General features: G+C 69.7%; 24 protein-coding genes. 10 read left to right on the top strand and 14 right to left on the bottom strand.

Going from position 1 to position 25,590, the window contains the following annotated elements:
* Positions 1-2: 2 nt before the first annotated feature.
* The gene (gene meaB / locus ABD350_RS10620; RefSeq protein ID WP_344347624.1) at positions 3-1,007 is read left to right on the top strand and encodes a methylmalonyl Co-A mutase-associated GTPase MeaB; all 1,005 of its coding nucleotides are present in this window, start codon (positions 3-5) and stop codon (positions 1,005-1,007) included.
* Positions 1,008-1,105: 98 nt separating this feature from the next.
* Positions 1,106-2,506 (top strand): dihydrolipoyl dehydrogenase, encoded by a 1,401-nt coding sequence (lpdA, locus tag ABD350_RS10615; RefSeq protein WP_344347622.1) that lies wholly within the window; start codon positions 1,106-1,108, stop codon positions 2,504-2,506.
* 111 nt (positions 2,507-2,617) lie between these two features.
* On the opposite strand, the gene ABD350_RS10610 is transcribed toward lpdA, so the two are convergent.
* From ABD350_RS10610 to ABD350_RS10600, 3 genes are all read right to left on the bottom strand, one after another.
* Positions 2,618-3,703, bottom strand: coding sequence for an FAD-dependent oxidoreductase (locus tag ABD350_RS10610; protein ID WP_344347620.1), 1,086 nt, complete (start codon positions 3,701-3,703; stop codon positions 2,618-2,620).
* A gap of 82 nt (positions 3,704-3,785) precedes the next feature.
* Positions 3,786-4,226 (bottom strand): MarR family winged helix-turn-helix transcriptional regulator, encoded by a 441-nt coding sequence (locus tag ABD350_RS10605; protein ID WP_344347619.1) that lies wholly within the window; start codon positions 4,224-4,226, stop codon positions 3,786-3,788.
* Positions 4,227-4,526: 300 nt separating this feature from the next.
* Positions 4,527-6,416 carry a rhamnogalacturonan lyase gene (locus ABD350_RS10600; RefSeq protein ID WP_382466724.1) on the bottom strand — a complete coding sequence of 630 codons (1,890 nt, stop codon included), beginning with the start codon at positions 6,414-6,416 and terminating at the stop codon, positions 4,527-4,529.
* A gap of 358 nt (positions 6,417-6,774) precedes the next feature.
* On the opposite strand from ABD350_RS10600, the gene ABD350_RS10595 reads away from it, so the two are divergent.
* The gene (locus ABD350_RS10595; protein WP_344347618.1) at positions 6,775-7,863 is read left to right on the top strand and encodes a dienelactone hydrolase family protein; all 1,089 of its coding nucleotides are present in this window, start codon (positions 6,775-6,777) and stop codon (positions 7,861-7,863) included.
* Between the two features lie 17 nt (positions 7,864-7,880).
* Positions 7,881-8,753 (top strand): GDSL-type esterase/lipase family protein, encoded by an 873-nt coding sequence (locus tag ABD350_RS10590; protein WP_344347617.1) that lies wholly within the window; start codon positions 7,881-7,883, stop codon positions 8,751-8,753.
* Positions 8,754-8,797: 44 nt separating this feature from the next.
* Here ABD350_RS10590 and ABD350_RS10585 read toward each other — a convergent pair whose 3' ends face one another.
* Both ABD350_RS10585 and ABD350_RS10580 read right to left on the bottom strand, forming a co-directional pair.
* Entirely contained in the window at positions 8,798-8,983 is a 186-nt protein-coding gene (locus ABD350_RS10585; RefSeq protein ID WP_344347616.1) for a DUF397 domain-containing protein, read from the bottom strand.
* Complete coding sequence (locus tag ABD350_RS10580; RefSeq protein ID WP_344347615.1) at positions 8,980-9,849, bottom strand: helix-turn-helix domain-containing protein; 870 nt, start codon at positions 9,847-9,849, stop codon at positions 8,980-8,982. Before ABD350_RS10580 ends, ABD350_RS10585 begins: the two co-directional genes overlap by 4 nt.
* Before the next feature lie 168 nt (positions 9,850-10,017).
* Between ABD350_RS10580 and ABD350_RS10575 the strand changes: the two genes are divergently transcribed.
* The 3 genes from ABD350_RS10575 to ABD350_RS10565 all read left to right on the top strand — a co-directional run bounded on the left by ABD350_RS10575 (position 10,018) and on the right by ABD350_RS10565 (position 11,444).
* Positions 10,018-10,473 carry an ATP-binding protein gene (locus ABD350_RS10575; protein WP_344347614.1) on the top strand — a complete coding sequence of 152 codons (456 nt, stop codon included), beginning with the start codon at positions 10,018-10,020 and terminating at the stop codon, positions 10,471-10,473.
* A 90-nt stretch (positions 10,474-10,563) separates the two neighbouring features.
* Complete coding sequence (locus ABD350_RS10570) at positions 10,564-10,992, top strand: phage holin family protein (RefSeq protein ID WP_382466723.1); 429 nt, start codon at positions 10,564-10,566, stop codon at positions 10,990-10,992.
* On the top strand, positions 10,989-11,444 hold the full coding sequence (locus ABD350_RS10565) for a DUF3618 domain-containing protein (RefSeq protein ID WP_344347613.1): 456 nt from the start codon (positions 10,989-10,991) through the stop codon (positions 11,442-11,444). Before ABD350_RS10570 ends, ABD350_RS10565 begins: the two co-directional genes overlap by 4 nt.
* Before the next feature lie 58 nt (positions 11,445-11,502).
* Here ABD350_RS10565 and ABD350_RS10560 read toward each other — a convergent pair whose 3' ends face one another.
* Positions 11,503-12,009 carry a hypothetical protein gene (locus ABD350_RS10560; RefSeq protein WP_344347612.1) on the bottom strand — a complete coding sequence of 169 codons (507 nt, stop codon included), beginning with the start codon at positions 12,007-12,009 and terminating at the stop codon, positions 11,503-11,505.
* Between the two features lie 246 nt (positions 12,010-12,255).
* Between ABD350_RS10560 and ABD350_RS10555 the strand changes: the two genes are divergently transcribed.
* On the top strand, positions 12,256-13,296 hold the full coding sequence (locus tag ABD350_RS10555) for a hypothetical protein (RefSeq protein ID WP_344347611.1): 1,041 nt from the start codon (positions 12,256-12,258) through the stop codon (positions 13,294-13,296).
* Positions 13,297-13,401: 105 nt separating this feature from the next.
* Here the strand turns inward: ABD350_RS10555 and ABD350_RS10550 are convergent, their stop codons facing one another.
* Positions 13,402-14,826, bottom strand: coding sequence for a non-reducing end alpha-L-arabinofuranosidase family hydrolase (locus ABD350_RS10550; RefSeq protein WP_344347610.1), 1,425 nt, complete (start codon positions 14,824-14,826; stop codon positions 13,402-13,404).
* A 452-nt stretch (positions 14,827-15,278) separates the two neighbouring features.
* The gene (locus tag ABD350_RS10545; RefSeq protein ID WP_344347609.1) at positions 15,279-15,722 is read right to left on the bottom strand and encodes an ATP-binding protein; all 444 of its coding nucleotides are present in this window, start codon (positions 15,720-15,722) and stop codon (positions 15,279-15,281) included.
* Between the two features lie 207 nt (positions 15,723-15,929).
* Here ABD350_RS10545 and ABD350_RS10540 point away from each other — a divergent pair, with 207 nt between their 5' ends.
* Both ABD350_RS10540 and ABD350_RS10535 read left to right on the top strand, forming a co-directional pair.
* A complete protein-coding gene (locus ABD350_RS10540; RefSeq protein WP_344347608.1) occupies positions 15,930-16,292 on the top strand; it encodes an STAS domain-containing protein in 363 nt (120 codons plus the stop codon).
* A 100-nt stretch (positions 16,293-16,392) separates the two neighbouring features.
* Positions 16,393-16,824 carry an ATP-binding protein gene (locus ABD350_RS10535; RefSeq protein WP_344347607.1) on the top strand — a complete coding sequence of 144 codons (432 nt, stop codon included), beginning with the start codon at positions 16,393-16,395 and terminating at the stop codon, positions 16,822-16,824.
* A 187-nt stretch (positions 16,825-17,011) separates the two neighbouring features.
* Here the strand turns inward: ABD350_RS10535 and ABD350_RS10530 are convergent, their stop codons facing one another.
* The 6 genes from ABD350_RS10530 to ABD350_RS10505 all read right to left on the bottom strand — a co-directional run bounded on the left by ABD350_RS10530 (position 17,012) and on the right by ABD350_RS10505 (position 25,362).
* Positions 17,012-18,310 (bottom strand): RICIN domain-containing protein, encoded by a 1,299-nt coding sequence (locus ABD350_RS10530; protein WP_344347648.1) that lies wholly within the window; start codon positions 18,308-18,310, stop codon positions 17,012-17,014.
* 130 nt (positions 18,311-18,440) lie between these two features.
* Complete coding sequence (locus ABD350_RS10525; RefSeq protein ID WP_344347606.1) at positions 18,441-19,874, bottom strand: endo-1,4-beta-xylanase; 1,434 nt, start codon at positions 19,872-19,874, stop codon at positions 18,441-18,443.
* Between the two features lie 582 nt (positions 19,875-20,456).
* On the bottom strand, positions 20,457-21,389 hold the full coding sequence (locus ABD350_RS10520) for a hypothetical protein (protein ID WP_344347605.1): 933 nt from the start codon (positions 21,387-21,389) through the stop codon (positions 20,457-20,459).
* A gap of 31 nt (positions 21,390-21,420) precedes the next feature.
* Entirely contained in the window at positions 21,421-22,569 is a 1,149-nt protein-coding gene (locus ABD350_RS10515) for an AAA family ATPase (RefSeq protein ID WP_344347603.1), read from the bottom strand.
* Positions 22,566-23,831, bottom strand: coding sequence for a GmrSD restriction endonuclease domain-containing protein (locus ABD350_RS10510; protein ID WP_344347602.1), 1,266 nt, complete (start codon positions 23,829-23,831; stop codon positions 22,566-22,568). Before ABD350_RS10510 ends, ABD350_RS10515 begins: the two co-directional genes overlap by 4 nt.
* Positions 23,832-23,892: 61 nt before the next feature.
* Complete coding sequence (locus ABD350_RS10505) at positions 23,893-25,362, bottom strand: hypothetical protein (protein WP_344347601.1); 1,470 nt, start codon at positions 25,360-25,362, stop codon at positions 23,893-23,895.
* Between the last annotated feature and the right edge of the window lie 228 nt (positions 25,363-25,590).

Genomic DNA, 25,590 nt, shown 5'->3' with positions numbered 1-25,590 from the left:
CGATGGCAGCGATCGATCTCGACACGTATGTGAAGGGTGTGCTCGACGGGAAGCGGGCCCTGGTGGCCCGTGCCATCACGCTCGTGGAGTCCACCCGGCCACAGCACCGGGAGCTGGCGCAGCGGCTGCTGACCGAGTTGCTGCCGCACAGCGGCCGGGCGCGGCGGATCGGGGTGAGCGGGGTGCCCGGTGTCGGCAAGTCGACGTTCATCGACGCGTTCGGCACGATGCTGACCTCGCTGGGCCACCGGGTCGCGGTGCTCGCCGTCGACCCGTCCTCGACCCGCACGGGCGGCTCCATCCTCGGTGACAAGACGCGGATGGAGCGGCTCGCGGTGGATCCGGCGGCCTTTGTGCGGCCCTCCCCCAGCGCGGGCACGCTGGGCGGGGTCGCCAAGGCCACCCGGGAGTCGATGGTGGTGATGGAGGCGGCCGGCTACGACGTGGTCCTGGTGGAGACCGTCGGGGTGGGCCAGTCGGAGACGGCGGTCGCCGGCATGGTCGACTCCTTCCTGCTGCTCACCCTGGCCCGCACCGGCGATCAGTTGCAGGGCATCAAGAAGGGCGTCCTAGAGCTGGCCGACGTGATCGCCGTGAACAAGGCGGACGGCCCGCACGAGCGGGACGCGCGGGCCGCGGCCCGGGAACTGGCGGGCGCGCTGCGGCTGATGCACGGCAAGGACGCCTTCTGGACGCCGCCGGTGCTGCACTGCAGCGCGCGGGAGTCGGCCGGTCTGGACACGGTGTGGGAGCGGCTGGAGCAGCACCGCCGGCTGCTGGAGAGCACCGGGCGGCTGGCGGACAGGCGCCGGGACCAGCAGGTCGGCTGGGTGTGGGCGATGGTCCGCGACGAGCTGCTGGGCCGGCTGCACGCCGATCCGGCGGTCCGCGCGGCCGCGCCGGATCTGGAACGCCGGGTCCGGGAGGGGGAGTTGACGGCGACGCTGGCGGCGGAGCGGATCCTGGCCGCCTTCGAGGGGCGTACGGACCCGGCGGCCGGAAGCTGAACAGGCAAGGCGCGCGGTCCCGGGGGTGTGTCTCCGGGACCACCCGGCACCTGAAGGGGTTGCGCGGGAAGCCACGGTCGGACGAGGATCGACTTTTTGTGAGCCAACATTTCGATGTCGTTGTTCTAGGAGCGGGCCCGGGCGGCTACACCGCGGCGGTCCGCAGCGCACAACTCGGCCTGTCCACCGCGGTGGTGGAGGAGCGGTACTGGGGAGGGGTCTGCCTCAACGTCGGCTGCATCCCTTCCAAGGCGCTGCTGCGCAATGCCGAGATGGTGCAGTTCGTCACCAACGAGGCCAAGGCGTACGGGATCACCGTGGGCGACAGCGTGTCCGCGGATTACCGGGTCGCCCACGAGCGCAGCCGCAAGGTCGCCGACGGCCGGGTCAAGGGCGTTCACTACCTGATGAAGAAGAACGCCATCACCCAGTTCGAGGGGCGGGGTGTCTTCACCGGTGACCACAGCCTGACGGTGTCCTCCCCGGACGGGCGCACGGAGGAGGTGACGTTCGGCCACTGCATCATCGCCGCCGGCGCCACGCCCCGGCTGCTGCCCGGCACCTCCCTGTCGGACCGCGTGGTCACCTACGAGAGCCAGATCCTCAGCGAGACGCTGCCGGACAGCATCGTCATCGCGGGCGCCGGCGCCATCGGTGTGGAATTCGCCTATGTGCTGCGCAGCTACGGCGTGGACGTCACCATTGTCGAGTTCCTCGACCGCATGGTCCCGCTGGAGGACGAGGAGATCTCCAAGGAGCTGGCGAAGCACTACCGCAAGCTCGGCATCGAGGTGCTGACCGGCACGGCCGTGGAGAGCATCGACGATTCGGGCCCGCGGGTGCGGGTGACCGTCAACAAGAACGGCGAGCGCCGGACGCTGGAGACCGACAAGGTGCTCCAGGCCATCGGCTTCGCGCCGAACGTGCGGGGCTACGGCCTGGAGAACACCGGGGTCCGCCTCACCGAGCGCGGCGCCATCGACGTCGACGGCCGGTGCCGCACCAGCGTGCCGCACATCTTCGCGATCGGTGACGTTACCGCCAAGCTGATGCTGGCGCACGCCGCCGAGTCCATGGGCGTGGTGGCCGCGGAGACTATCGCCGACGCGGAGACCATGGAGCTGGACTACACCATGATTCCGCGGGCGACCTACTGCCAGCCCCAGGTGGCGAGCTTCGGCTGGACGGAGGCCCAGGCCCGCGAGCGGGGCTTCGACGTCAAGGTGGCCAAGTTCCCCTTCACCGCGAACGGCAAGGCGCACGGCCTGGGTCACCCCGTCGGCTTCGTCAAGGTCATCAGCGACGGCACGCACGGCGAGCTGCTCGGCGCCCACCTCATCGGCCCCGAGGTCACCGAGCTCCTTCCGGAGCTGACCCTGGCCCAGCAGTGGGACCTGACGGTCCACGAGGTCGCCCGCAACGTGCACGCGCACCCGACGCTCGGCGAGGCGGTCAAGGAGGCCATCCACGGCCTGGCCGGCCACATGATCAACATGTGATTCGCCGGTACCGCGGCACCCTGTCCGACGTGCGATGAGGCGGGTCGGACGGGGAGGCCGCGGCATCCATGTGCACGGGACGGCTCCCGCCGCCCGCCTGAGTCGCCGTGGTCAGCAGGGCTGGAAGTCGGGGTAGTAGGCCGCGGCGGCGGTCGCGGTGTCGATGTTCCGTGGGAAGAGCTCGGCTTCGTAGGCGCGGATGGCCGCGTCGATGTCCTCGGGCTGTTCGGCGATGGCGTTGCCGAGCCGGCCCGCGTCGAAGAGCGCCCAGTTCGCTCCTTCGCCGTCCGGCGGTGCCAGGTGGGCGGCGTCTCCGATGAGTGTGACTCCAGGGACATGGTCCCAGCGGTGCCCGATCGGCAGCCCGTACAGGGGGCGGAAAACCGGCGGGATGTCGCTGTCCGCGACCAGGGCGACGAGCTCCGGCGCCCACCCCTCGAACATCGCCGCGACGGTGCGGGCGGCCACGGGGCCGTCTTCGAAGTCGATGCCGTCGAACCAGTCGAGCGGCTGGTCGAACATGGCGTAGGAGTGCAGGGTGTCCCCGCGCTCGCGGTGCACGCCGAGACCGATGCGGGTGGTTTCGTCGTAGGCGGTCATCGACCCGCCGCCGACCAGCGCCAGGGTGGCGGGGTGCCGGGTGTCGCTCTCGTACAGGTACGTCTCGACCATCGAGCGTCCGGCATAGGCGGGCGTGGCATCGGAGAGCAGCGGCCGGACCTTCGACCAGGCGCCGTCGGCACCGACGAGGATGTCGGTGACCATCGTCGATCCGTTGGCGAAGGTCACTTCGTGACGGCCGTCGGCGAGGGTCCGGACGCTCCGCGTCTTGTGACCCCAGACGACCCTCCCGGCAGGCAGGGATTCCAGCAGCAACTGTCGCAGCTCGCCACGCTGCACCTCGGGACGGCCTCCGGCGGGGTCATCGGGTCGGTCCGCCAGGACGGTGCCGTCAGGCGCCACGTCGCGGGATGCCTGGCGGCCTTCGAGGACGAGGGAACGGAAGCCGTCCATCAGACCGGCGGCACGGATCCCGTGCTGTCCGTTGTATTCATGGATGTCGAGCATGCCGCCTTGACTCCGGGCCCGATCGGACGTCTCCGCCTCGTACACCGTGGACGGGATTCCATGAACTGCCAGGGTTCGCGCCAGTGTCAGTCCCGCAAGACCGGCACCGATGATCGCGATGTGAGTCATACACGCGTTCCTTACTGCTGGTGAATGAACCCGCGGTCCTGACCGCGGGCTTCCGGCCGCCGTGCGGAGCAGTGGAGCCGGGTCAGGGAGTGCTGGGTGGCTCGATCCGGGAGGCGAGCTGTTCCAGCAGCGCATGGAGTCGAGCCCGCTCTGCGGCGCCCAGCGGCGCGAGGATCGACTCCTCGACGCGGTCCATGGCCTCTTCGAAACCCTGGATCAGTTCGGAGCCCGCTTGAGTGACATGCACCCGACGGCTTCGCGTGTCATCCTCCTGCGTCTGGCGCTCTACGAGTCCCCGCCGCTCCAGTCCGGCCAGGAGCCGCGAGACGCTCGGCGCGCTGGTGCGCATGGCCCGCGCGACATCCCGCTGAATGGCATCCGGGTTCTTCGACAAGTACGCCAGCACAGCACTCTGCTCGTGCGTGAGGCCGCGTTCCCGTATCCAGTCGTCAGCGATGCGTCGCTGCCCCCACACAACCCACCGCATCAGCTCCAACGTGCTTTCCCGCTGCACACCCTCCATAGTTAACACGCTAACTATTGCAGCGCTAACAAACAAGTCCCGTTGGGCTTGGGTGCGGTTCGTTTATTCGAGGCAGGTGCGGGTCAGCCGGCGGAGTGCGGCGCCGGAAAGCCGGTTACCTGGAAGACGTGACGCATCCCGGCCGCGCGGCCCCGCGAGGGCTACCGGGCCATGGAGAGCGTCGCGCCATCAAGACCCTCCTCACGCCGTGACCCACCGGGACCGCCCCGCCCCCGGCTGACCACCGTCTCACCACGAGCGGTCCCGTGGACCCCCGGCGGGTCCGCCCGTGCCCGCCGTTCACGGCGTGTAGACGGTGGGACGCGGTGCGGTGGGCATGTTGGCGCCGAGGAAGAAGCCGGGGTGGGGCGGCTGGTTGTAGGCGGTGTTCTGCGAGGCCAGTGCCGTGCGGTACTGGGTGTCGTGGAGCAGGGTGGTGATCCTGGTGCCGGTCTGGTGCGGGGTCGAGTAGATCCGCAGGGCACGGTTGTCGGCGGTGCGCCAGACGACCTCCTCGCGCCAGTCGCCGAGGAGGTCCCCGGACAGGGCGGGCGTGGACTTGGTGCCGTTGTTGGAGGAGACCCCGGAGCCGGTGAGCAGCCGGGTGTCGCCGGAGGTGCCGTACTTGTCGATGCGGGTGCCGTCGAGGAGTTCGCGGACGGTGTCGCCGTCCCACCACGACAGGAAGTTGACGCTGGAGGGTTCCCGGCCCAGGGACGCGCCGGTCGCCGAGCGGAGGGTGGTGTCGGAGGCCGACCACGCCTCGGCGCCCGGACTGCCGGCGTAGATGTCGGCGGCGACGCCCCGGCCGTTGTCGGAGCCGGAGGCCGTCTGCCACAGGATCTGTCCGGTGCGGGCGTCGGCCATCCAGGAGCCCGGCTTGCCGGAGTCCTCGTCGACCTTGAAGTACTCAAGGCCCGGCCGGGAGGGGTCGAGGTCGCCGAGGTGGGCCGCGTCGCCGTGGCCCAGCCGCGTGGTCCACAGGCCGGCGCCGTTGTCGTCCACGGTCATCGCGCCGTAGACGATCTCGTCCTTGCCGTCGGCGTCCACGTCCCCGACGGACAGGGAGTGGTTGCCCTGGCCGTCGTATCCCTTGCCGGTGTTGGTGGAGGAGTTGGTGTCGAAGGTCCAGCGGCGGGTGAACCGACCGTCGCGCCAGTCCCAGGCGGCGATGACGGTACGGGTGTAGTAGCCGCGCGCCATGATCAGGGAGGGGCGGGCGCCGTCCAGGTAGGCGGTGCCGGCGAGGAAGCGGTCGACGCGGTTGCCGTAGGAGTCGCCCCAGGAGGAGACCGTGCCGCGGGCGGGGACGTAGTCGACGCTCTGCATCGCCTTGCCGGTCCGCCCGTCGAACATGGTCAGGTACTCGGGCCCGGACAGGATGTAGCCGCCGGAGTTGCGGTGGTCGGCGGAGACGTCGCCGATGACCGCGCCGGTGCCGTCCCGGGTGCCGTCGGCGGTCTTCATCGCCACCTCGGCCCTGCCGTCGCCGTCGTAGTCGTACACCTGGAACTGGGTGTAGTGCGCGCCGGAGCGGATGTTGCGGCCCAGGTCGATACGCCACAGCCGGGTGCCGTCCAGCCGTATGCCGTCGATGTAGGTGTTGCCGGTGTAGCCGGACTGGGAGTTGTCCTTGGCGTTGGTCGGCTGCCACTTCAGGACCAGGTCGAGCCGGCCGTCGCCGTCGAGGTCGCCGGTGCTCGCGTCGTTGGCCTCGTAGGTGTACGCCACGCCGTCCGGGGTGGTGCCGCCGGCCGGCGGGGAGAGCGGTACGTCGAGATGGCCGGGCCGGAACTGGAGGGCGTGCTCGGAGGCGGGCTGCTCGGTGCCGCCCACCACCGCGCGCACCGTGTAGTCGGCCGAGTCGGGGGCGCCGGGGTCGAAGTAGTTCGTCGAGGCGGTCACGGGTGAGGAGTTGAGCTTGGTGCCGCCACGGTAGACGTTGAACGCCACGTCGTCCGGGTCGGTGGCGAGCCAGCGCCAGGACACCAGGTTGCCGCCGCCGGTGTGGACGCTGGTCAGGCCCCGGTCGAGGCGTTCCACCTGCCGCGCGGTCGCCGCGTGGGCGGTCCCCGGCAGTCCGGCGAGCGCGGTGGCGGCCAGCGTGGCGGCGGCCAGGCCGACGGTCAGCCGGTGTCTCGTCCTCCGGGAGCGCTGTGGGGGGCGGGCAGACGGGTGTGCGTCGGTCACGATGACCTCCGAGGGGTGGGGGGCTCGGACGGCAATGCGCTCACGCGGGATGGGAACGCTCCCACGGCGTGTGAGGTTAGGGATCCCCTGATGCCCCGGTCAAGGATTCTGTCAGAGTTCGTGTTCGGCAATGTTCAGATGCGTGTCTTTCTCTTGGCCCCCCGATTGACAGGGCCGGAGGACCGTCGGGAGACTGCCTGAGGCGCTGCGGCCCGGCTTCCCGCACACCGGCTCGTACCCGCTCGCCCGCCCCCACCCCCCACCTTCCGGGAGCGCTCACACAAGCCCTTCGGGCCGCGCCCTGCTCTCACGCCTCGCCCACCAGGCGCTCCCTTGTCGGTCAAGGAGGCTCACGCTCATGCCCGTTGAACCCGCACAAGCCCACGCGTCAGCAGGATCCGGGGCCGCCCGGCCGGTCCATCCGGTCCATCCGGTCCGGCCGGTCCATCCGGTCCTGCCGGTCCGGAGGTCGTGGCGGCAGATCGCCGTCCTGTCTGTGGTGGTCCTCGGACTGCTCACCACCACGGCGACGACGGCCTCGGCGACGCCCGCCGGAAACCCGCACCACACGGCCCCGGCGACAGCCGTCGGCAGCCCGCACCACACCGGCCTCGCGACGACCGCCGGCAGCCCGTACCAGCGGGGCCCGGACCCCACGCTCGCCAGTGTCTCGGCCACCCGGGGAACGTTCGCCACCGCCCAGCTGACCGTGCCGCCCGGCAACGGCTTCAACGGCGGCATGATCTACTACCCGACCGACACCGGCCAGGGCACCTGGGGCGCGGTCGCGATCGTGCCCGGCTACACCGCCCGCTTCGCCGACGAGGAGGCGTGGATGGGGCACTGGCTGGCCTCGTTCGGCTTCGTCGTGATCGGCGTCGAGACCAACAGCCGCACCGACTTCGACACCGCCCGGGGCACGCAACTGCTGGCCGCGTTGGACTACCTCACCCAGAAGAGCCCGGTACGCGACCGGGTGGACCCCGCCCGGCTGTCGGTGGTGGGCCACTCCATGGGCGGCGGCGGCGCGCTGGTCGCGGCCGAGCGGCGTCCGTCGCTGAAGGCCGCCGTCGCCCTGGCGCCGTTCAAGCCCTCCGGCAACCCGACGGCCGACCGGGTACCGACGATGATCATGGGCGGTACGGCGGACACCACGGTCACCCCGGCCTACCTCGACGGCCTGTCCGCCACCCTCCCGGCCACGACCAAGAGCGCGTACCTCCAGCTCGCCGGGGCGGATCACCTCTTCCCCACCCGGCCCAACACGCTGGAGATGCGGATCCTGATCCCCTGGCTGAAGACGTTCGTGGACCAGGACGCCCGCTACTCCCCGTTCCTGTGCCCGACGTTGGCCGACCCGTCCGGCGTCTCGAAGTACCGGGCCACCTGCCCGCTGCTGCCGGCCGGTACGGCGACCGGTTCGCCGCAGCCGTCCACGCGTCCCTGACGCCCCGGAGGGCCTCGATGAAGACCTTACGCATCCTCGTCAGCACCGTCCTGGCGTTGGCCCTGTCGAGCCTGGGCACCGGCCTCGCCTCGGCGGCCGACGGCCCCCGGCCCGGACCCGGCTGCGCGAGCGCCCCCCGCGCCACGTCCACGGCCACGGCCACGGCCACGGCGGCCCCGATCACGGTCTGGCTGGCCGGCGACTCCACCATGGCCAATCCCGGCGGCCGTTGCCCGGTCGGCTGGGGCAGCCGGTTCGGCGCCCTGTTCGACGGCGAGGTGACCGTCAGGAACCAGGCGGTGGCCGGCCGCTCCATCCAGACCTGGCTGTACGAGTCGAACGTGAGCGGCACCATGGGTTCCGACGGCGAGTGCGTCCTCAACTCCCCGTCGTACTCGGCGCGCTGGCAAGGGATGCTGGACGCGACCACCGGCATGAAGGCCGGTGACTACCTGTTCATCCAGTTCGGCATCAACGACTCCTCCCGCACCTGCCCCCGGCACGTCGGCACGGCCCGCTACCAGCAGCTGGCGACCATGATGGCGCGGGCCGCCCTGGCCCGGGGCGCCCACCCGGTGCTGCTCACCCCGGTCGCCGCGATCACCTGCTCCGGCGGCACGGCGACGAAGAACCGCGGCTTCGTGACCGAGACGTTCGCCGCCGGTGCGGCCACCGGAGCGCCGGTCATCGACCTGCAGTCGCTCAGCGTCTCGCTCTACAACAGCCTGGGTTTCTGCCCGAACAACGGCGACTACGGCTCGGGGCCCGTGGGCGCGTTCTTCTGCGACGACCACACACACTTCGAGACCTACGGCGCACAGCGCGTCGCGGGCCTGGTGGCTACGGACATACGCCGCCAGAACCTGCCGCTGGCCACGCACCTGAAGTGAGCGGAGGAGGCGTACCGACGCGGACGGCACGCCTCCCCCGCGCGTCAGCCTCCGGCCGCGTACCGCACGAACCGAGCCCAGCCGTCCCGGCCGACGGCGAAGTCCGGGCGCGTGACGTCCTTGGAGTCGCGCACGTGCACGGCCTGCTCCGTGACGGCGACCTCAACGCAGTCGTCACCCGAGCTGCCGCTATAGCTGGACTTGAACCAGGCCAGTTCGGTCGTGCTCATAGCTCTCCTCGCAGTTGCTCCAACAGACCCCGTGAGAGTGTGGGGTTCAGGGCCTGCGACCGCAGTGTGTCATAGCGCTGGTACAGAAGCCTCACGTCTTTCGGGTCGGCGATCAACCGACCGTTCTCCTGCCCCTCCGAGTACGCGATTCGCCGCCCCTGCGGTGTCTCCAGCAACCGCAGAGGGCCGTCCATGCAAGGGTGGGTCTCGGAATCGACCGGCATGATCTGCAGCGTCACGTTACGGGGCGCCGTGCAGTCCAGCACGTGGTCCAGTTGAGCGCGCATCACCTCGGCACCGCCCAGCTTCCGCAGGAAGACGTGCTCCTCGACGATGAAGTGAAACGGTACGGTCGGCCGCTCGTACAACATTCTCTGCCGCTCCAAACGCGCCGCCACCTGCGCCTCCATCTGATCATCGGTCAGCAGGGGGATTCGGTTCTCGAACAGCGTCCGCGCATACCCCTCCGACTGCAAAAGCCCCGGCACCAACCGGCACTCGTACGTGCACAGGCTCACCGCGACCTTCTCCAGCTTGGCCCAGCGTCGGAACCACGCCGCCAGTCCCGCCTCTCCCCGCGTCAGGTACTTCGCGGCCTTGCGGAGCGCGCCCGTGTTCCCCGTCGCCTCCTCCGCCCGTTCCACGAAGGACTCGTCGGGCATCCGCCTGCCCAACTCCACCGACTCCACGGTGTGTTTGGAGAACTGGACCAGCCGCCCGAACTCCTCCCTGCTCAGTCCCGCGTGTTCGCGCAAGGCCTGGACGACCGCTCCGAACGTCCGCAGACTGTCGGAGGGATCGGGCTCCCGCTCCGCCTCGCAGGCCGTCAGGTCGTCCTCGTTCTCGCTCGCGCCGCCGTGTGTCATCCGCGGCCACCTCCAGGTGCGTACGTACCGTGCTGCGTCCCCCGCGCTCGACAGCACCCAGAGTGACGTCAGGGAGTGCGTACTGTCTACCGAATGTGCCCGTACGCTGACACAGCGTACGGGGTGAGCCTCTGGAACATCGCCGCGCGCGCCCGCCACGGTGGTCCCATGACCCCCACGAAACCCCAACTCCCCAGCGCTTCCGCACATTCGTTCTCCCAGCTGCTGTCCTCCACGCGCCGGGGCGCCCGCCTGGCCCGACTGCTCGCCGTCGGAGAGCTGCACGCCTGGGGGCTGTCACCGACCGTCATCGACCGCGCGGAGCACGTGGTCGCCGAACTCGCGGCGAACGCGGCTGTGCACGGCCGGGTGCGGGGGCGGAGCTTCCGGCTCGCCCTCGTCCTCGACGGCACCTCCGGAACCCTTCGCGTCGCGGTCAGTGACGCGTGCGGCGACCGGCTCCCCGCGCCCGCCACGACGGCCCGGCCGGAGGAGGCGGAGTCGGGCCGCGGCCTGCTCCTGGTCGCCGCGCTGGCCGACCGGTGGGCCACCGAACCGTATCCCCCGTCCGGCAAGACGGTGTGGGCCGAGCTGGACGCCGTAGCCCCGACCGGTCACCGATGACGGGACGGTGAACCGCCCGCACCTGGGTACCCGCGTGTGCACGACGGAAAGACCGCATGCCATGCACAGCACATCTGGAAGGTGATCGCCGTGTCCCGTACGCAGCCCCACTACGAGGCAGGCCATCAGGCGCACGGATCCGAACCGGTGGGCGAGCTGGTCCAGCGGGCCTCGCAGCAGCTGACCGAGCTGGTGCGGGGCGAGCTCCGTCTGGCGCAGGCGGAGATGAAGGAGAAAGGCAAGCGCTACGGCAAGGGCGGCGGGCTGTTCGGCGGCGCCGGGCTGTTCGGGTTCCTGACGCTCCAGGCCCTGGTCGCCACCGTGATCGCGGCTCTGGCCGTGGCGCTGCCGGTGTGGGCCGCGGCCCTGATCGTCACCGCCGCGCTGGGTGTGATCGCCGCGGTGATGGCGCTGACCGGGAAGAAACAGATCGCCGAGGCGGCGCCGCCCACACCGGAGCAGGCGATCCGGAACGTGAAGGCCGATGTGACCGAGATCAAGGAGAGTGCGCACCGATGACCCAGCCGCCCCACGACGAGCCCACCGCGTCCAGCCCCGAGGAACTGCGCGACCAGGTCGAGCAGACCCGCCACGAGCTGGGCGAGACGGTCGAGGCACTCGCGGCGAAGACGGATGTCAAGGCCCGCGCCCAGGAGAAGGCCGCCGAGGTGAAGGAACAGGCCGCCACCAAGGCCGCCGAGGTCAAGGTACAGGCCGCGGTCAAGGCCGCCGAGGTGAAGGAACAGGCCGCGGTCAAGGCCGCGGAGGTGAAGGAACAGGCGGCCGCCAAGGCCGTACGGCTCAAGGACAAGGCGGGTGGCCTCGCGCACCAGGCACAGGACCGGCTGCCCGACCCGGTACTGGAGACCACCGCGCAGGGTGCGCGGTGGGCCCGGAGCAACAACCGCGCCCTGCTGCTCGCGGGCGGCGCGGTGGCCGTGCTGTTGCTGGTCTGGCGCCGAAAGAGGTAGCCGGAGGAAGCCGGAAGGGGCCGTCACCCGTGGGTGCCGGCCCCTTCCGGCTTCGTGCTCACTTCCGCTTGACCGGCGGGCAGGTGCCCGTCTCCTCGCCGATGGAGTTGATCTCCGCGTTGGACCGCACGTCGTCCGCGTAGTTGATCTTGTCCGTGCACTTCTTGTCGTCGGACGCCGGCTTCTGCACCGGCGGGCAGGTGCCCGTCTCCTCGCCGATGGAGTTGATCTCGGCGTTGGACCGCGCGTCACCCGCGTAGTTGATCTTGTCCGTGCACTTCAGGCCGGACTTGGCGGGAGCGCCCGACGGCTTGCCCTTCGAGGACGTGCCCGACGGCTCGCCCTTCGCGGTGGCGGACAAGGTGACCTCGTCCGACGGCTTGGTCTCCGCGCCGTCGGAGCGCGGAGTGCTCGTGGCCGTGGCCGTGGCCGTGGCCGTGGCCGACGAGCTGCCCGCGGTGGCGGACGGGGACGTCGTGGAGTCACCGTCGCCGCCGCATGCCGTCAGTGCCAGGCCGAGGGCCACGGCGGTCATGGTCAGTGCCGAGATCTTCCGAGTGCGCATGCTGGTGTCCGTCCTCTGCCGGCGAGCGGTCCGGGTGACTGTTTCACCCGTGTGGCTTTCTGACCTCTTGGATAGTCGCCGAGGTTGCCCGGGTTGCCTCGCGCTCGCGCCCAGGACACGTTCGTGACACTACGGCGACGGCACCGCGACGTACCGCGGGCGCACCATGCGGGGCGGAACCGGGTGTTCGGGCCGCCGAGAGGCCCGATACGCTGCGCGGGAGCTGACCCGGCAAAGGAGCGGTGCATGTACGCCCAGGGACGTCGAGCGCGCCGGAGCGCACAGGACGACGAGCGGCAGACGCTCGCGCGCGGACCACGGCCGGGCACCCTCCCGCCGGGCCCCGGGACGCTGCTCCACCTCCAGCGGACCGCGGGCAACGCGGCGGCCGTCCGGGCCCTCGCCCCCGTGGTACAGCGGGTCGCGGTGACCGACCCGCGCTCCAGGCAGTCCGTGGAGACCGGCACCCTCACCCCCGAGCAGCGCGTCACGCTCGCGGCCCAACTGCTGCGCGCCAAGAAGACCAAGGAGCTGGAGCGCCTGCGCGCCGCGCACCCCGACGAGCGGGACAGCCTGTCCGAGCGGGCGCTGCGCGCCATCATGCCCCGCTACCGGGACGTCCACCCCGAATCCGAGGGAGAGTCGGAGAGCGAGGACCCCAACGTCTTCTACCGCACGCTCCGCCCCGAGGAACTGCCCCTGCGCAACGGCCTGCGCCCGCCGGTCGGCCACGACGCCACCAAGTCCGCCGCCGATCACATCCGCGCCGGCAGCAGGGCGAAGGTCAAGTCGTCCTGGGTCTCCTTCACCCGCAGCCTCAAGACGGCCGCGGCCTGGGCGGCGGAGAACGAGTCGCGCATCGCCAAGGTGCGGCTGCCCGAGGGAGCCAGGGTCGAGGAGGGCAGGGTCTACGACACCACCGACCCCGTGCAGCTCGCGGCCGTCTTCGGCGACAACGGAGGCAGCGCGGAGAACTTCGCCAAGGCCTCCCAGGAGGTCGTGGTGCGCGGCGGGCTCGGCGCGGAGGCCGTCCTGCGGGTCTTCAAGGCGAAGTACCTCTCCCCCGAGGAGTACGAGCAGTACAAGACGGGCTCCGCCACGGACTCCGGCCTCTACGCCGTGGTACGCACCCGCGCGAAGGTGACCGAGAACAAGCAGAAGCTGGCCCCGAAGCCCATCGGCGTCTACCACCACCAGGAGACGGAACTCGCCGCCCCCAAGCGGAAGGACCGGGACCGCACCCCGGAGAACGACGAGCGCGCCCACCGCGCACGGCTCACCACCTGAAAGCCGCCCGGCGCAGCTCGAAGAGGAACCCCGGCCGTCGCACGGCCGGGGTTCTTGAAGGTGGTGAGTGCCCGTCAGCGGGCGGTACGGTCCACGCCGGTCGGGTCAGCGCTGGAGGGTGAGGACACCCGGGCGCCACGGCAGTCGGTTGTATTCGCCCGTCGCGGTGGGGGACTTGCCCTGGTAGAGGAACTGCAGGTTGCAGGGATCGATGGTCATCGTCTGGTCGGGGTTGTTGCGGACCAGGTCACCGTGGCTGATGTCGTTGGTCCAGTTGGCACCGCTGTTGGCCTTGCCCGCGAAGGGGTTGCTCTCGCTGGCGGCCTGCGGGGTCCACGTCCCGTTCAGGCTGGAGGCCGTGAAGGAGCGGAAATAGCGCCCGTTCGCCCCCATCGCCTCGACGATCATGAGGTACTGGCTGCGGCCCTGGACCTTGTAGACCTGTACGGCCTCGAAGAGGTTGGCCTTCGTGTCGCTCATGATCGTGGTGTACGACGTGCCGAAGTTGCCCGGGAAGTTCCCGATCGGCATGCTCGCCCGGTAGATCTTGCCGTTGTCACCGGCGAAGAACAAGTACATGTTCTTGTCGTCGGCGATCAGGGTCTGGTCGATGGGGCCGGTGTCGGAGCCCGATATGCTCCCGGTGAACAGCGGCTGCGGGGCGGACCAGCCGTTGGGGTTGGTGGGGTCGCTCGACGTGCGGTAGATGAAGGGCCAGGCACCCCACTGGTAGGCCAGCACCCAGATGTTCTTGGGCGCGAAGTAGAACAGCGTGGGCGCCACCGCGGCCTGGCTCATGCCGGTCTGGCCGGCCGACGCCATGTCCGACCAGTTCGTGAACGGACCGAACATCATCGAGCCGTACGACGATCCCGACACGTTCGACGCGTAGACGAGGTGCTTGCCGTTGTGCGTGACGGTGGTGAAGTCCTTCACCGCGACCCACCCGTTCGCCGGCTGCGCCAGCACGCCCGTCGACGACCACCGGTACGTCGACGGAAGGGCGCAGGAGCCGTCCGTCGGCGGGGTCCCGGTAAGGCCGGTCCACTTCTGGTGGCCGCCGCCGTTGCACGTTCCGATCTGCACCGCCGTGCCGTTGGCCGTGCCGGCACCCGCGGCCTCCAGGCACAGCCCGGACTGCGTGCCGACGATGGTGCCGTCGGCGTTCACCCGCCACTGCTGGTTCGCACCGCCGGAACAGGTCCATATCTGCACCCGGGTACCGGGCGTGGTGGCCTGGCCCGGGACATCGAGGCACTTGTTGCCGTACACGGTCAGCTGGTTGGCGTCCGTCAGCGTCCACTGCTGGTTGGTCCCGCCCCAGCAGTCGTAGAGCTGCAGGGCCGTGCCGTCGGTCTGGCTCCCGCCCAGTACATCGAGACACCGGTTCGACCCGACACCACGCAAGGCGCCACTGCCGGCCGCCTGGGCCGGGGTGGCGACGAGCAAGGCCGCCAGCGCGGCCAGGGCCGCGACCACGGCGGCGAGCGCCGCGGTCGGATGCCTGCGGCTGAAACTTCCTCTGTGCATGGGGACTTCCTCAACCTTGTAGGCGGTTCCGGTCGGCCTCGTCAGAGGTTGTCCGGACTGTGGTGAACGGCCGGTCGTCCGCGGCCTTCTGCGAGCCCGGCACGCCATGGCATGTCCGATATATCGAACGCCAGCCGCAATCTCGGCCAACTGAAGAATAGGGAACCAGGGAACGGCGTCAATACTTCTCGCACGTGTCGCCTGGCGGCCCGAAACATTCGAGGGTCCAGACAGTGAAAAGACGCACGTCAGGGCAGCTCATAGCGGGGCGCACCACGCTTCGGCGCCACAACGGAGCGACTGGCACACGACGTCGGGATTCGGCCGGAGACACCGCTTTCCGAACGCCGCCGGAAATTCCGCCCCTCTTCCCCACGGCACCCGACGGCGCCCGGCTGACCAGCACAAGAAGGGCCTCCACGAGGAGGCCCTTGTAGCGGTCGAGAAGGCTTTTAGTAGGCGCCGCCGCCGAGCGGATCGTCCGTCAGGGCCAGGCGGACGGTGATGCGCTTGCCGACCGGCTCCCGCATCGCTTCGAAGCCCTGGCAGACGGCCATGACGATCTCCAGACCGTGCTGCCCCACCCGGCCCACATCGGCGGCCCGGGCCACCGGCAGCACGGGATCGGAGTCCCACACCTGGACCTCCACCAGATCGCCGACGATCCGCAGATCCATCAGGATCGGCCCGGCCGCGTACTTCTGCGCATTGGTGACCAGCTCGCTCACCACCAACTGCGTCAGCTCCACGGCCCGCCGGGAGACCGCCACCCCACGCTCGGAACGCATCCGGGTCAGGAACCCGGCAGCCGCGTGACGGGCCTTGGCGATGCAGGATCCCTGCCCGTCCAGAGCCACCACAGCGCTCAGTAGAGCGTCATCCGAGTGGACCGTCATGCTGTCCTCGCCCACCAAGGCCCGAACCATCCGCACCGCCTCTGCTCCCTCATGCCTGTGGACGCGAATACCCCCGATCGGTCCGGACAAGCCAGGGTAATCGGACTGTTGGCTATGCCACACGACGGCGTCGCCTCGTACGATGCCGGGCATGGCGCAGGACAGAATGCAGGTCGTAGCCGAGACCGAGGATGCCGGGTAACCGTCGTGGAAATCGAGAAGGGGCACCGCCCCGAGCCGCTGGAAGTCGTGTCCACCGCCGCCGACGGCGTCAGCGTCGTCACGGTGAGCGGCGAGATCGACCACACCAGCGTCGACCCCCTCGTCCAGGCCCTGGACACCGGTGCCCTCGGCACCCGGCCCCGCGTCGTCATCGACATGCGGGATGTGACGTTCATGGACTCCAGCGGGATCAACGTCCTGCTCGCCGCCCGCCTCGACCTCGCCTCGACCGGCGGTTGGCTGCGCCTCGCCGGCCCGCGCGACTCCGTCATGCGCACCCTGGAGATCGTCGGCGTCGACACCCTCATCCCCTGCTACCCCAGCCTCCGCGAGGCCCTCGCCGCCTGACGGACGCCGGCTCCACGGAGCATCACCGCCGGTTCACGTTGAGCTGCCGCGTACCGGGGCAGACGGGACAACAAACCGTGGGTCGGCTGAAGGGGAGACCATGGCGGACGATTCATCCATGAAGGCGGTCGGGTGGGCGCGCTCGTTGCCGGTCAGCGCCGGAGTGAAGGAAGCCAGGGACTGGACGCGTGCGCATATGTGCGCCCTCGGCTGGGAACGGAGGGCACCGGCTCTGGTGGACTCGGTGGTGCTGGCCGTCTCGGAGTTGGTCACCAACGCCCATGTCCACGCCCACAGCGCCGCACAGCTCATCCTCACCTGGGACGAGCAGTGCCTGCACGTGACGGTGCACGACGCCTCACCGCGGCTGCCCGAGCAACGCCAGGCCGATCAGGGCGCCCTCGGGGGGCGCGGGCTGTTCCTGGTCGACGCCCTCGCCGACGACTGGCAGGTCCGCCGCTGCCCTCGCGGCAAGGACGTCACCGCCTGCTTCCAGCCACCGCCATCGGCGGAGGGAACGCAAGGGGGGTGAGTGGGCCGGGCTCTCTCTTCCCCTCCCCGGTCAGCGCGCGCCGTCTTCGGCCGGGAAGCTCACCGCGGACCAGTGACGGCTCGCGGGTAAGCCCACCGGACCGCCGCGGCCTGGGCGACCGTGTACCGGTCGTCGCAGGAGGGGAGCCGGGATCACCGTCCTGGCTCCCCTCCATGGTGCGGGCGTGTCACTGGAACTGTGCGAAGAACCTCCAGATCTCTGCTTTGGTCCAGGTGGCGACGCCGCTTTCACCGGAGGAGCCGTCGACCGGGCCGGGTATGTGGCCTCCGTCGAACGCGGCCCACTGGACCGGGTATCCGGCACGGCAGCCCGAGTAGGTGGTGGTGATGTGCGTTCGGCTGCCCGGCGCGGGCTCGCGTGGGTTCTGGGGGGTGCAGCCGTTGTTGCCGACGAATCTGTCGCGCAGGGACCGTCCTTGCGCGATGTTGAGGACGGAGTCGCTGACGCCGTGGATGCCGAAGTAGGCGATGGGCTGGGTGCCGCCGCCGCACCCGCTGATCTCGGCGCCGGAGATGACCGCGACGGCCCTGAAGACGTTCGCCCGGCTGCATGCGAGTGCGTAGCTCATACCGCCGCCCCAGCTGAATCCCGTGGCGAAACGCTGTGCCGGGTTGACACAGAGGCCGCCCTCGATGCGCCGGATCATGTCGTCGACGAACGTGATGTCCTCACCGCCCGCATTGGCCCAGCCGTTGCCGAGGCCCTGAGGGGCGACGAGGATCGCGCTGTTGTTCGACTGTTCCTGCTGGCCGTAGTAGGACCAGGCGTTCCCGCTCGTGCCGCCCGAGGCGACGTCGCCGGCGGTTCCGCCCCGCCAGTGGAACGCGAAGATCAGCCGGTAGGGGTGGCTGTTGTCGTAGTCGGCGGGAACCCTCAGGATGAAGCTGCGGGTCTTGCCGCCGCTCTGGATCGTGTGCGTCCCGCTCGCCAGCGTCGGGGCGCTGCCGCATCCGCCGCCACCGGACGACAGCTTGACCACCTGCCATTGCTGGTTGGCGCCGCCCCAGTCGGTGTACTGGACGACGTTGCCGCCGTCGGCGGTGGAGGCGCCCTGCACCTCCACCGCCTTGCCGCTGGCGCGGTTGATCAGCCGCACGTATCCCGCGTCGGAGTCGGCCAGGCGGAACTGCTGGTTGGCCCCGTTGTGGTCGGCCCACTGCTGGATCGCGGCACCGTCCGCGGTGGAGGCGCCGGCCACGTCGAGAACCTTGTCCGAATGCCGGGCCTTGAGGCGGTAGAAGCCGTCGCCGGAGGCCACGAACTGCCACTGCTGGTTGGCTCCGTCGCTGCGCGTCCACTGGCTGACCCGCGCACCGTCGGCCGTGGACGCCCCGGAGACGTCCAGCGCCTTGCCGCTGTTGCGATTGACCAGGACGTACCAGGCATTGGTGTCCACCGTCGCCGCCTCGGCGGGCGCCGGATTCACCGCGGAGAGCATGCCGATCGCGAGCGCCGCCGCCACCACGGCGGCGACCCGGGACCACCAGCGATGTTCTCGTGGAGGCGCGGGAGGAGCCGCACCGTAGGACTTCATCGACTCACCCTCTTCTTCGTGGCAGGTTTCTTCGTGGCAGGTTTCTTCGTGGCAGGTCCCGTCAGGTGCGGGTCCAGCGCTGGTTGCTGCCGTTCGAGCAGGAGTAGAGCTGGATCAGGGTGCCGTTGGCGGTGCCGGCCCCGACGGCGTCGAGGCAGAGACCGGACTGGACGCCCACGATGGATCCGTCGGAGTTGAGGCGCCACTTCTGGTTGTCGCCGCCCCAGCAGCTGTAGATCTGGACCTTGGTGCCGTTGCCGGTGCCGGCAGCGTCCAGGCACTTGTTGCCGTAGACCCTGAGTTCGCCGGAGTCGGTGTAGGTCCACTGCTGGTTGGTCGCGTTGTTGCAGTCCCACAGCTGGAGCTGGGTGCCGTCGGCGGTAGCGGCGCCGGGCACGTCCAGGCAGCGGCCGGAGCCGACGCCCCTGATCGGTCCGCCATCAGAAGGAGGCGGGGTGGTGGAGCCGCCGTTGAGGGCGTTGAGGACGGCGGTGTAGGCGGGCTTCTTGCTGCCGTCGTTGTTGAACAGCAGCGGCGTGTCACCGGACCGCCAGGAGTCGCTGTCGCGCACCCCCCAGACGGTGATGCCGAGGCAGCGCGGGACGGCCAGGCAGTCGTTGGTCACCGCGGCGTAGGTCGAGGACGAGGCGCCCTGGATGTCGAGTTCGGTGATGGCCACGTCGACGCCGAGGGCGGCGAAGCTCTGCAGCGTGGTGCGGAAGTTGCTGTTGTACGGGCTGCCGCTGTTGAAGTGCGACTGGAAGCCGACGCAGTCGATCGGCACGCCGCGCTGCTTGAAGTCCCGGACCATGTTGTACACGCCCTGGGTCTTGGCCCAGGTCCAGTTCTCGATGTTGTAGTCGTTGTAGCAGAGCTTGGCGGCCGGGTCCGCGGCACGCGCGGTGCGGAAGGCGACCTCGATCCAGTCGTTGCCGGTGCGCTGCAGGTTGGAGTCGCGCCGGGCTCCCGAACTGCCGTCGGCGAAGGCCTCGTTCACCACGTCCCACTGGGCGATCTTGCCCTTGTAGTGGGCCATCACGCCGTTGATGTGGTCGATCATCGCCTGGCGCAGTGAGCTGCCGCTGAGGCTCTGCATCCAGCCGGGCTGCTGGGAGTGCCAGGCCAGGGTGTGACCGCGCACCTGCTTGCCGTTCTGCACCGCCCAGTTGTAGACGCGGTCAGCGGAGGTGAAGTTGAACTGGCCCCGCTGCGGTTCGGTGGCGTCGATCTTCATCTCGTTCTCGGCCGTCACCATGTTGAACTCACGATTGGCGATCGACGTGTACACCGAGTCGCCGAGCCTGCCCGAGGCGATGGCGGTGCCGAAGTAGCGGCCGCTCTGCGCCGCCGCGGCACCGAGCGTGGTCTCGGCGGCGTGTGCGGTCGGCGGCGCGACCAGTGCGGTGACCACACCGAGGACGCCGACGAACAGCGCCAACAGCAGGCCGCGGGTCTTCCGGTGGATAACGGCTCTGGGAAGGGCGTACGAGCCCATGACTGTGCCTCCAGGGTAGAGATCACGGAAGGACTGAGGCGCGGGGGGACGCGTCGTCCGCCCCCACTCGGCAGCCGGACGGGGCGGGCCGGAACCGGGACAACACGGAATCACCGGACACCGCGGCTACGGCCGTCACGGGACCCGGTGATCCCCACCGGCACGGACGGCACCCGGGCGGCCGTCGGGTGTCGCCCGGCGGGCAGCGGCGGTGTTTCGACACTGGCATGGGGACTCCATCGCGGCTCAGCCGAGGAACCGGCACGCGGCAGCGTTGTTCGTTATCTCGAACTTCGGCCGATGCCTCAGACAGGGATGATTGGGGGTTGACGGTGGATCGTCAACACTCTCCACAGAGGCAATTTCGATTCGCTTCCCGAAATATTTCGAACACCAGCGAGCCAGGCGGAATCTGGCTGCTTGTCAAGCCCCGAGGCAGGCGTCGTTTGCCATCAGTTCCGGCGACAAGCCTTGACGAGAGGACCCCAGGTTCCTAATTTATGGCGTCCGACATTCGAGGCCGCCACGAAACTTTCGATATGGCCGCCGGGAGCAAGGGGCGGTGATGCCGGCGGGTGTAACTCAGAGGTCCGGCCGGATCTTGCCGCCGATATGCGCGAGGCGGATCGTGTGTTCTTCCGGGACCAGGCGGAAGTGAATGCGGCCGGCGCCCGGAGTGAACCGGGCATGCAGGTCGAACGTGCGGGTTTCGCCGTCCAGATCGGTGAAACGGCACACGCGCTTGCGGGTCTCGCCCTCCGGGCTGACCTTGGTCCGCCACTCGGGCTCGGCCATGGTCGCCGGATCCCATGCGGCGACGGCTTCCTCCAGCCGCTCCAGGGCTCGCCGTACGGAGAGGACCCAGTGCGGGTTCAGGCTGCCGAGCTGGCCTTCGACACGCGGCAGGAACGTGAGGTGGGGGTAGAGGTCGGCCCGGCTGTCCCAGATACGAGGGCCGGTGGTGACGCCCTCGCTGCGCGTCTTCCGGATCCATTCCAGGTGTCCGTCGAGATGTGGCTCCGCGGACAGATGACGGACGACGACGGTGTCGTGCCGCATGTCCAGAGTGCCGTCATCGTCTTCGACGAGTTCGCCGCGCTCCAGAGCGACGCTGTCGGCCTGCCACTGCCGCGCCACCGGAAGACTGACCGCGATGCCGTCCATGAAGTGCGCGGCACCCAGTCCGAGGACGACTTCGCCGTCGTGGCGGTATTCGAGATGGTCGGCGGCGTTCTCCGTCGGGAAGACGCTCCGCACGGGGGATCTGCCCTGCAAGCCGCGGAGGCGCTGCCACAGGACGCGATGGCGCGGACTGACGCCGATCCACTTGTTGACGGGATACCCCTCGGCGATCTCCAGTGCCTTGACGTCGACCTCGCTCACCAGGGCCGTACCCGGACCGTCCGCGGCGGCGGCGGCACGGACGGCGTCCACGAAGTCGGCCATGGCCCGCTCGGCCCGGGCTGGGTCACAGGCCGTCCCCCAGGACTTCTCGTTCAGAAACAGCAGTGGCACGCTTTTCTCCCCCCTGTGTCGCCCTGTGCCGTCAGTCCAGCAGCTGGTCGAGCGAGTTCTCCCACTCGTCGAAGAACCCCTCGGGCCACTGTTCGACCATGCCGTCCTTGTCGATGCGGGGGGTGACGACCTCGGTGCCCGCTCCGTTTCCGCTGAAGTAGTGCACAACCGTGTCCTCCGGTTGGAGCACGCCCCGTTTCACGGCGATGCGGACGCCGTTCAGCACATGGTCGCTGTGCGTCTCGACGATCAGCTGGGCCCCGGTGGCCGCTGCCGCGGAGAGCAGTGCTGCCATCCTGCTCTGCCCCTTCGGATGCAGATGGGCCTCAGGGTTCTCCAGCAGGATCAGGCTCTCGGGGGTCGCGGTGAGGCAAGCGACGACGACGGGCAGTGCGTAGGTGAGACCGAAACCGACATTGGTGGGGCGGCGGCGCCGGGTGGCGTTGATGCCGGCGGTGCCGCCGAAGCCGTAGGAGAGACGGACCGAGTCCGTGCCTTCGATCGGGTCCGCCTCGATGTTGACGCCCGGACACAGCTCCTGCATCCAGGCGATCGTCTGGTCCAGAAGCTGGGGCGACGTGGCGGCTCGATGACGCAGCGGACCGTCGGGCACCTCTCGGGGCACCTCCTGCTCCGTGTGGTGTCGCAGGTAATTGACGGTGTGCTCACCGCGCACGCCGAGAAATCCCCGCGCGATGGCGATCTGGTGGGACCGGGGGTACGTGACCGCAGGGGTGATGCGGTCGGCGTGCAGGTACTGAAAAGGCTGCTCGGCCAGGTGCGAGCGGACCGACCCCTCTGCCAGCGGCATGACGTCCTGGTCGGGATGGCGGATGTCGTACGCGGCGGCCCACGTGCGCTGCTCGCCGTCCTCCTCGATGACGAGGCCGACGAGCGGCTCGCTGACGGTGGGGAGTTCTTCCACGGGCCCGAAGTCCTCGTGTAGCACGTCCTGTGCGGTGCCCAGGGCCACGAGATCGCCGTTGAGCAGCAATCCGCCCCCGGCGCGCCTGGTCCGGATGAGCATCTGAGTCTCGTACGACTGCCGCAGCAGCCCCAGGGCCTGCAACACGCTGCTCTTACCAGAAGAGTTGAGGCCGGTCAGGAGCGTCAGCGAGCCGAGAGGGAGTTCCAGGCGCCGGAACGCCTTGAAGTTGATCAGCTTGATGTGGTTGATCACAGCGCGGGATCTCTCCGTGTCTCGTCGAGCGCGTTCCCGAAGAGTTCCTGGACGGCGTCGAACCGCTTCCGTACCTTCCTGGCATCACCGGTGCCGACGGAGATGGCGCGTTCGAACTCCGCGTCCTCCATGAGTTCCGCGAAGGCGTCGAGGACGTCGGTCTGCCGCAGCACGTCCCGATCGTCGTCATCGAGGCTCGCGAGATTGACGGCGATCGCCTCGAAGAGGGCCTTGTTGATGGGTGACTTGCGCTGCTGGTTCCGGCGGTACTTCCGGAAGGCATGGTGGCCGAAGATCTCCTCGGCCGCCAGCATCGCCGTGACGAACTCGGTCCGCAGCCGATCCTCCTCCGCGCTGTCGAGACGGTTCACCTGGTGCATCGCCTCGGCGAGGAATGCGTCGAAGTCACCGGGCCTGTACGCGTGCGGGGAGGTCATCCGGAAAGCCAGGAAGCGAAGGACCATCTCGCGGTCGGCCATCCGGTCGCCGACAACGCTGTGCCCGGTGGCCCGCCGGAACTCCTCGGTCTCCGCCAGCTCCGCGAGCAGCGTGCGGGCCCGTCCCGGGATGAGAGCGTGCCGGATCTCCTGCCGGGTGAGGGGCTCGCCTCCGGTGTTGATGCGCGCGAAGACGTTGAACATGACCGGTTCGGGCGTGCCACGCCGGATGACGTGGACGACGACCTCTGTCTCGCGCAGCCGGATCTGGAGCTTTCCGGAGAGGTCCGCGAAACCCGCCCCGTCGAAGTTGCGCAGGTACTCCAGGCCCGTCAGCTCCAGTGGATCGGCGCCGACCGTCTGCGGCTCCACGAAACGCGCGATGGACGTGAGGCGCTGGATGCCGTCGACGATGGCCCAGCTGCCGTCCTTGTTCTCGGCGGCGTAGAAGGACGGGATGGGGATGCGGAGCAGCAGTGACTCGATGAGACGGCTCTGCTTGCCGTCGGTCCAGATGCCCGCCTTGCGCTGAAAGTCCGGGGCGAGGTCGATCATCTCGTTGCGCAGCCGAGACAGCAGCAGATCGACGGTCGTCGTCCGGGTGTCGATGTCGATGTGCTCGGGGTCGAAGGGGGAGGTGATGTCCTCGATCACCCCGCCCTCGGTCTCCTCACGCTCGATGTCGGTCGGCCGGCCGTCCGCGGTGACCTCGACGGAGAACAGAGAGGACTCCAGCTCACCGGCATCGGCCGCCGCGTCCTGATACCGCTCGAACACCGACCGTTGGTCCCGGGTGCGCCCCTGGCTCTCTTCCAGCGCGGCCATGTCGTCTCGTCGCCCTCCCCCTCATGCCATGCGGGATCGTTCTGCCCGCCCCGATCAGTCGTCACCTTACCGTTGGTGATCCCACGGTGACGGACGACCGGTCAGCACAGTGAGGACAGGCGGAGGACGACGACGGAGTCGGCGGCCGTGGCGCCTGGTCCGGCACCGCCTCGGTGCCGGCCGGAACTGAGCCGGACATCCCGGCGACCGCTCGGCCAAGGACCGCCCGCAGGGGCGGGAAGACGGCCGCGACACTGAACGTGCCCGCGAGGAGGAGCACGTCCGCGGCGGCTCCGCCGCCCGGGAGTACCACCGCGCCGGTGAACAGGGCCGCAGCTGCGACGAGCCACCCGGTCCAGCGCAAAAGGCGGTTGGGCAGGGGCTCCTTCGTCGTATCAGCCGTGGTCTCCGGTGCCGGGGCGTCCGGCAGCACGTGCGGTCCGACGACGAGCAGAGTGTCGCGGCTGTTCCGGGGACGGCAGCTGTGACGCAGAGCGCTGGAGACCAGGCGGGCCAGTTCGGATACGGCCGTCTCACGGTCCGTTCCCTCGGAGAGAAGGCAGCGCTCGTTCGACTGGGTGAGCGCCGCGATCAGCCGTTCCGTGTCCTGGCGGACTTTCTCCCGCACCGTGGCCGACGCCTCGCGCGTGAGGTGCCGGGCTTGAGTACGCAGGGCGCTGCACAACCGGCCGAAGGCCTTGCCATGGCTGTCGAGAGCCGAATCCTGGGAGCGCCGTTCGCCCGGCCTCTCCAGCAGTACCTCAAGAAAGAGCGCCGCCCTCGACGTCACCAGCCCGGCCGGGTCGGAGACGGCCGTGGCCCGTTCGTCGGCGGCCATGAGGGCGATGGATACGACGCTGTACACCGCGAGCGCGACGAACATCTTCAGCGACCCGGCAGTGTCCCCTTCGGGCGTCGGCCTCAACGGCCAGAAGGGTGCGACGGCGAGGAGGAGAGGCCCCACCTGGAAGGGGACGGCGGCACATCGACCGGCGACGATCCGGTGCCACCGGTCGACGAGCTGATCCTTGTCCGGCCGGTCCTGCTCCGGTACTCCCTGCCGCTCCAGTTGTTCGAGAAGTCTGCCGGCACGCCTCTCGCAGGCCCGGCGCCGGATGCGCCTCGCCGGCCGGAACCAGTAGACAGCGCGCCCGGGTACGCGGCTGCGTGTAGACCACAGCATGCCGATCCACAGGGCTTCGAACAGGGTCCAGGTAGTCCAGTAGAAGGAAAGCTCCTTGAATGCCGTCCACGTCATGCACGGCAGCGTGGCAGACGGCACTGACATCGGCGCCCGGCCCGAGCCGACGCAGGCGCCGCCGACGCAGGCGCCGCTCGCCGAGCCGGGACGTGGCCGCCCACGACCCGCTCCCCGCACCGTGATCTGAAGCCGACCAACGTGCTGTCCGGCCCGAACGGACCGCAGGCGATCGGCTTCGGGTCCGCTGTGGACACGGAGTCGAGTAGAGCCCCGGGCCACTTCCTCCTTCATCTCCGGAAGGACCCCGCCCGCGTCCAGCACCTCGCGCACGCCTCGCCCGTAGGCTGCTCTTCCACCGGCTCTGCACATGGGGACGCCCGTACGGCGGCTGGGTCAACGACACTCTCACGCTCATCACCGCCGGGCCGGCCGCCGAGGCCGTACGGCATGGGCACGTCGCCGGTCGGGACTCCCACGTCCGGCTCACCCGCGGCTCCGACACCCTCCGTATGGAGGTCATCCACACCCGGACCGCACGCGTCCCTGTGCTCTCCGACC

Origin of the sequence: Streptomyces nogalater (assembly GCF_039532885.1) — a bacterium.
Classification (GTDB): Bacteria; Actinomycetota; Actinomycetes; order Streptomycetales; family Streptomycetaceae; genus Streptomyces; species Streptomyces nogalater.
Note: the sequence above shows the minus strand (reverse complement) of the source record. Positions and strands in the feature narration are given on the sequence as shown.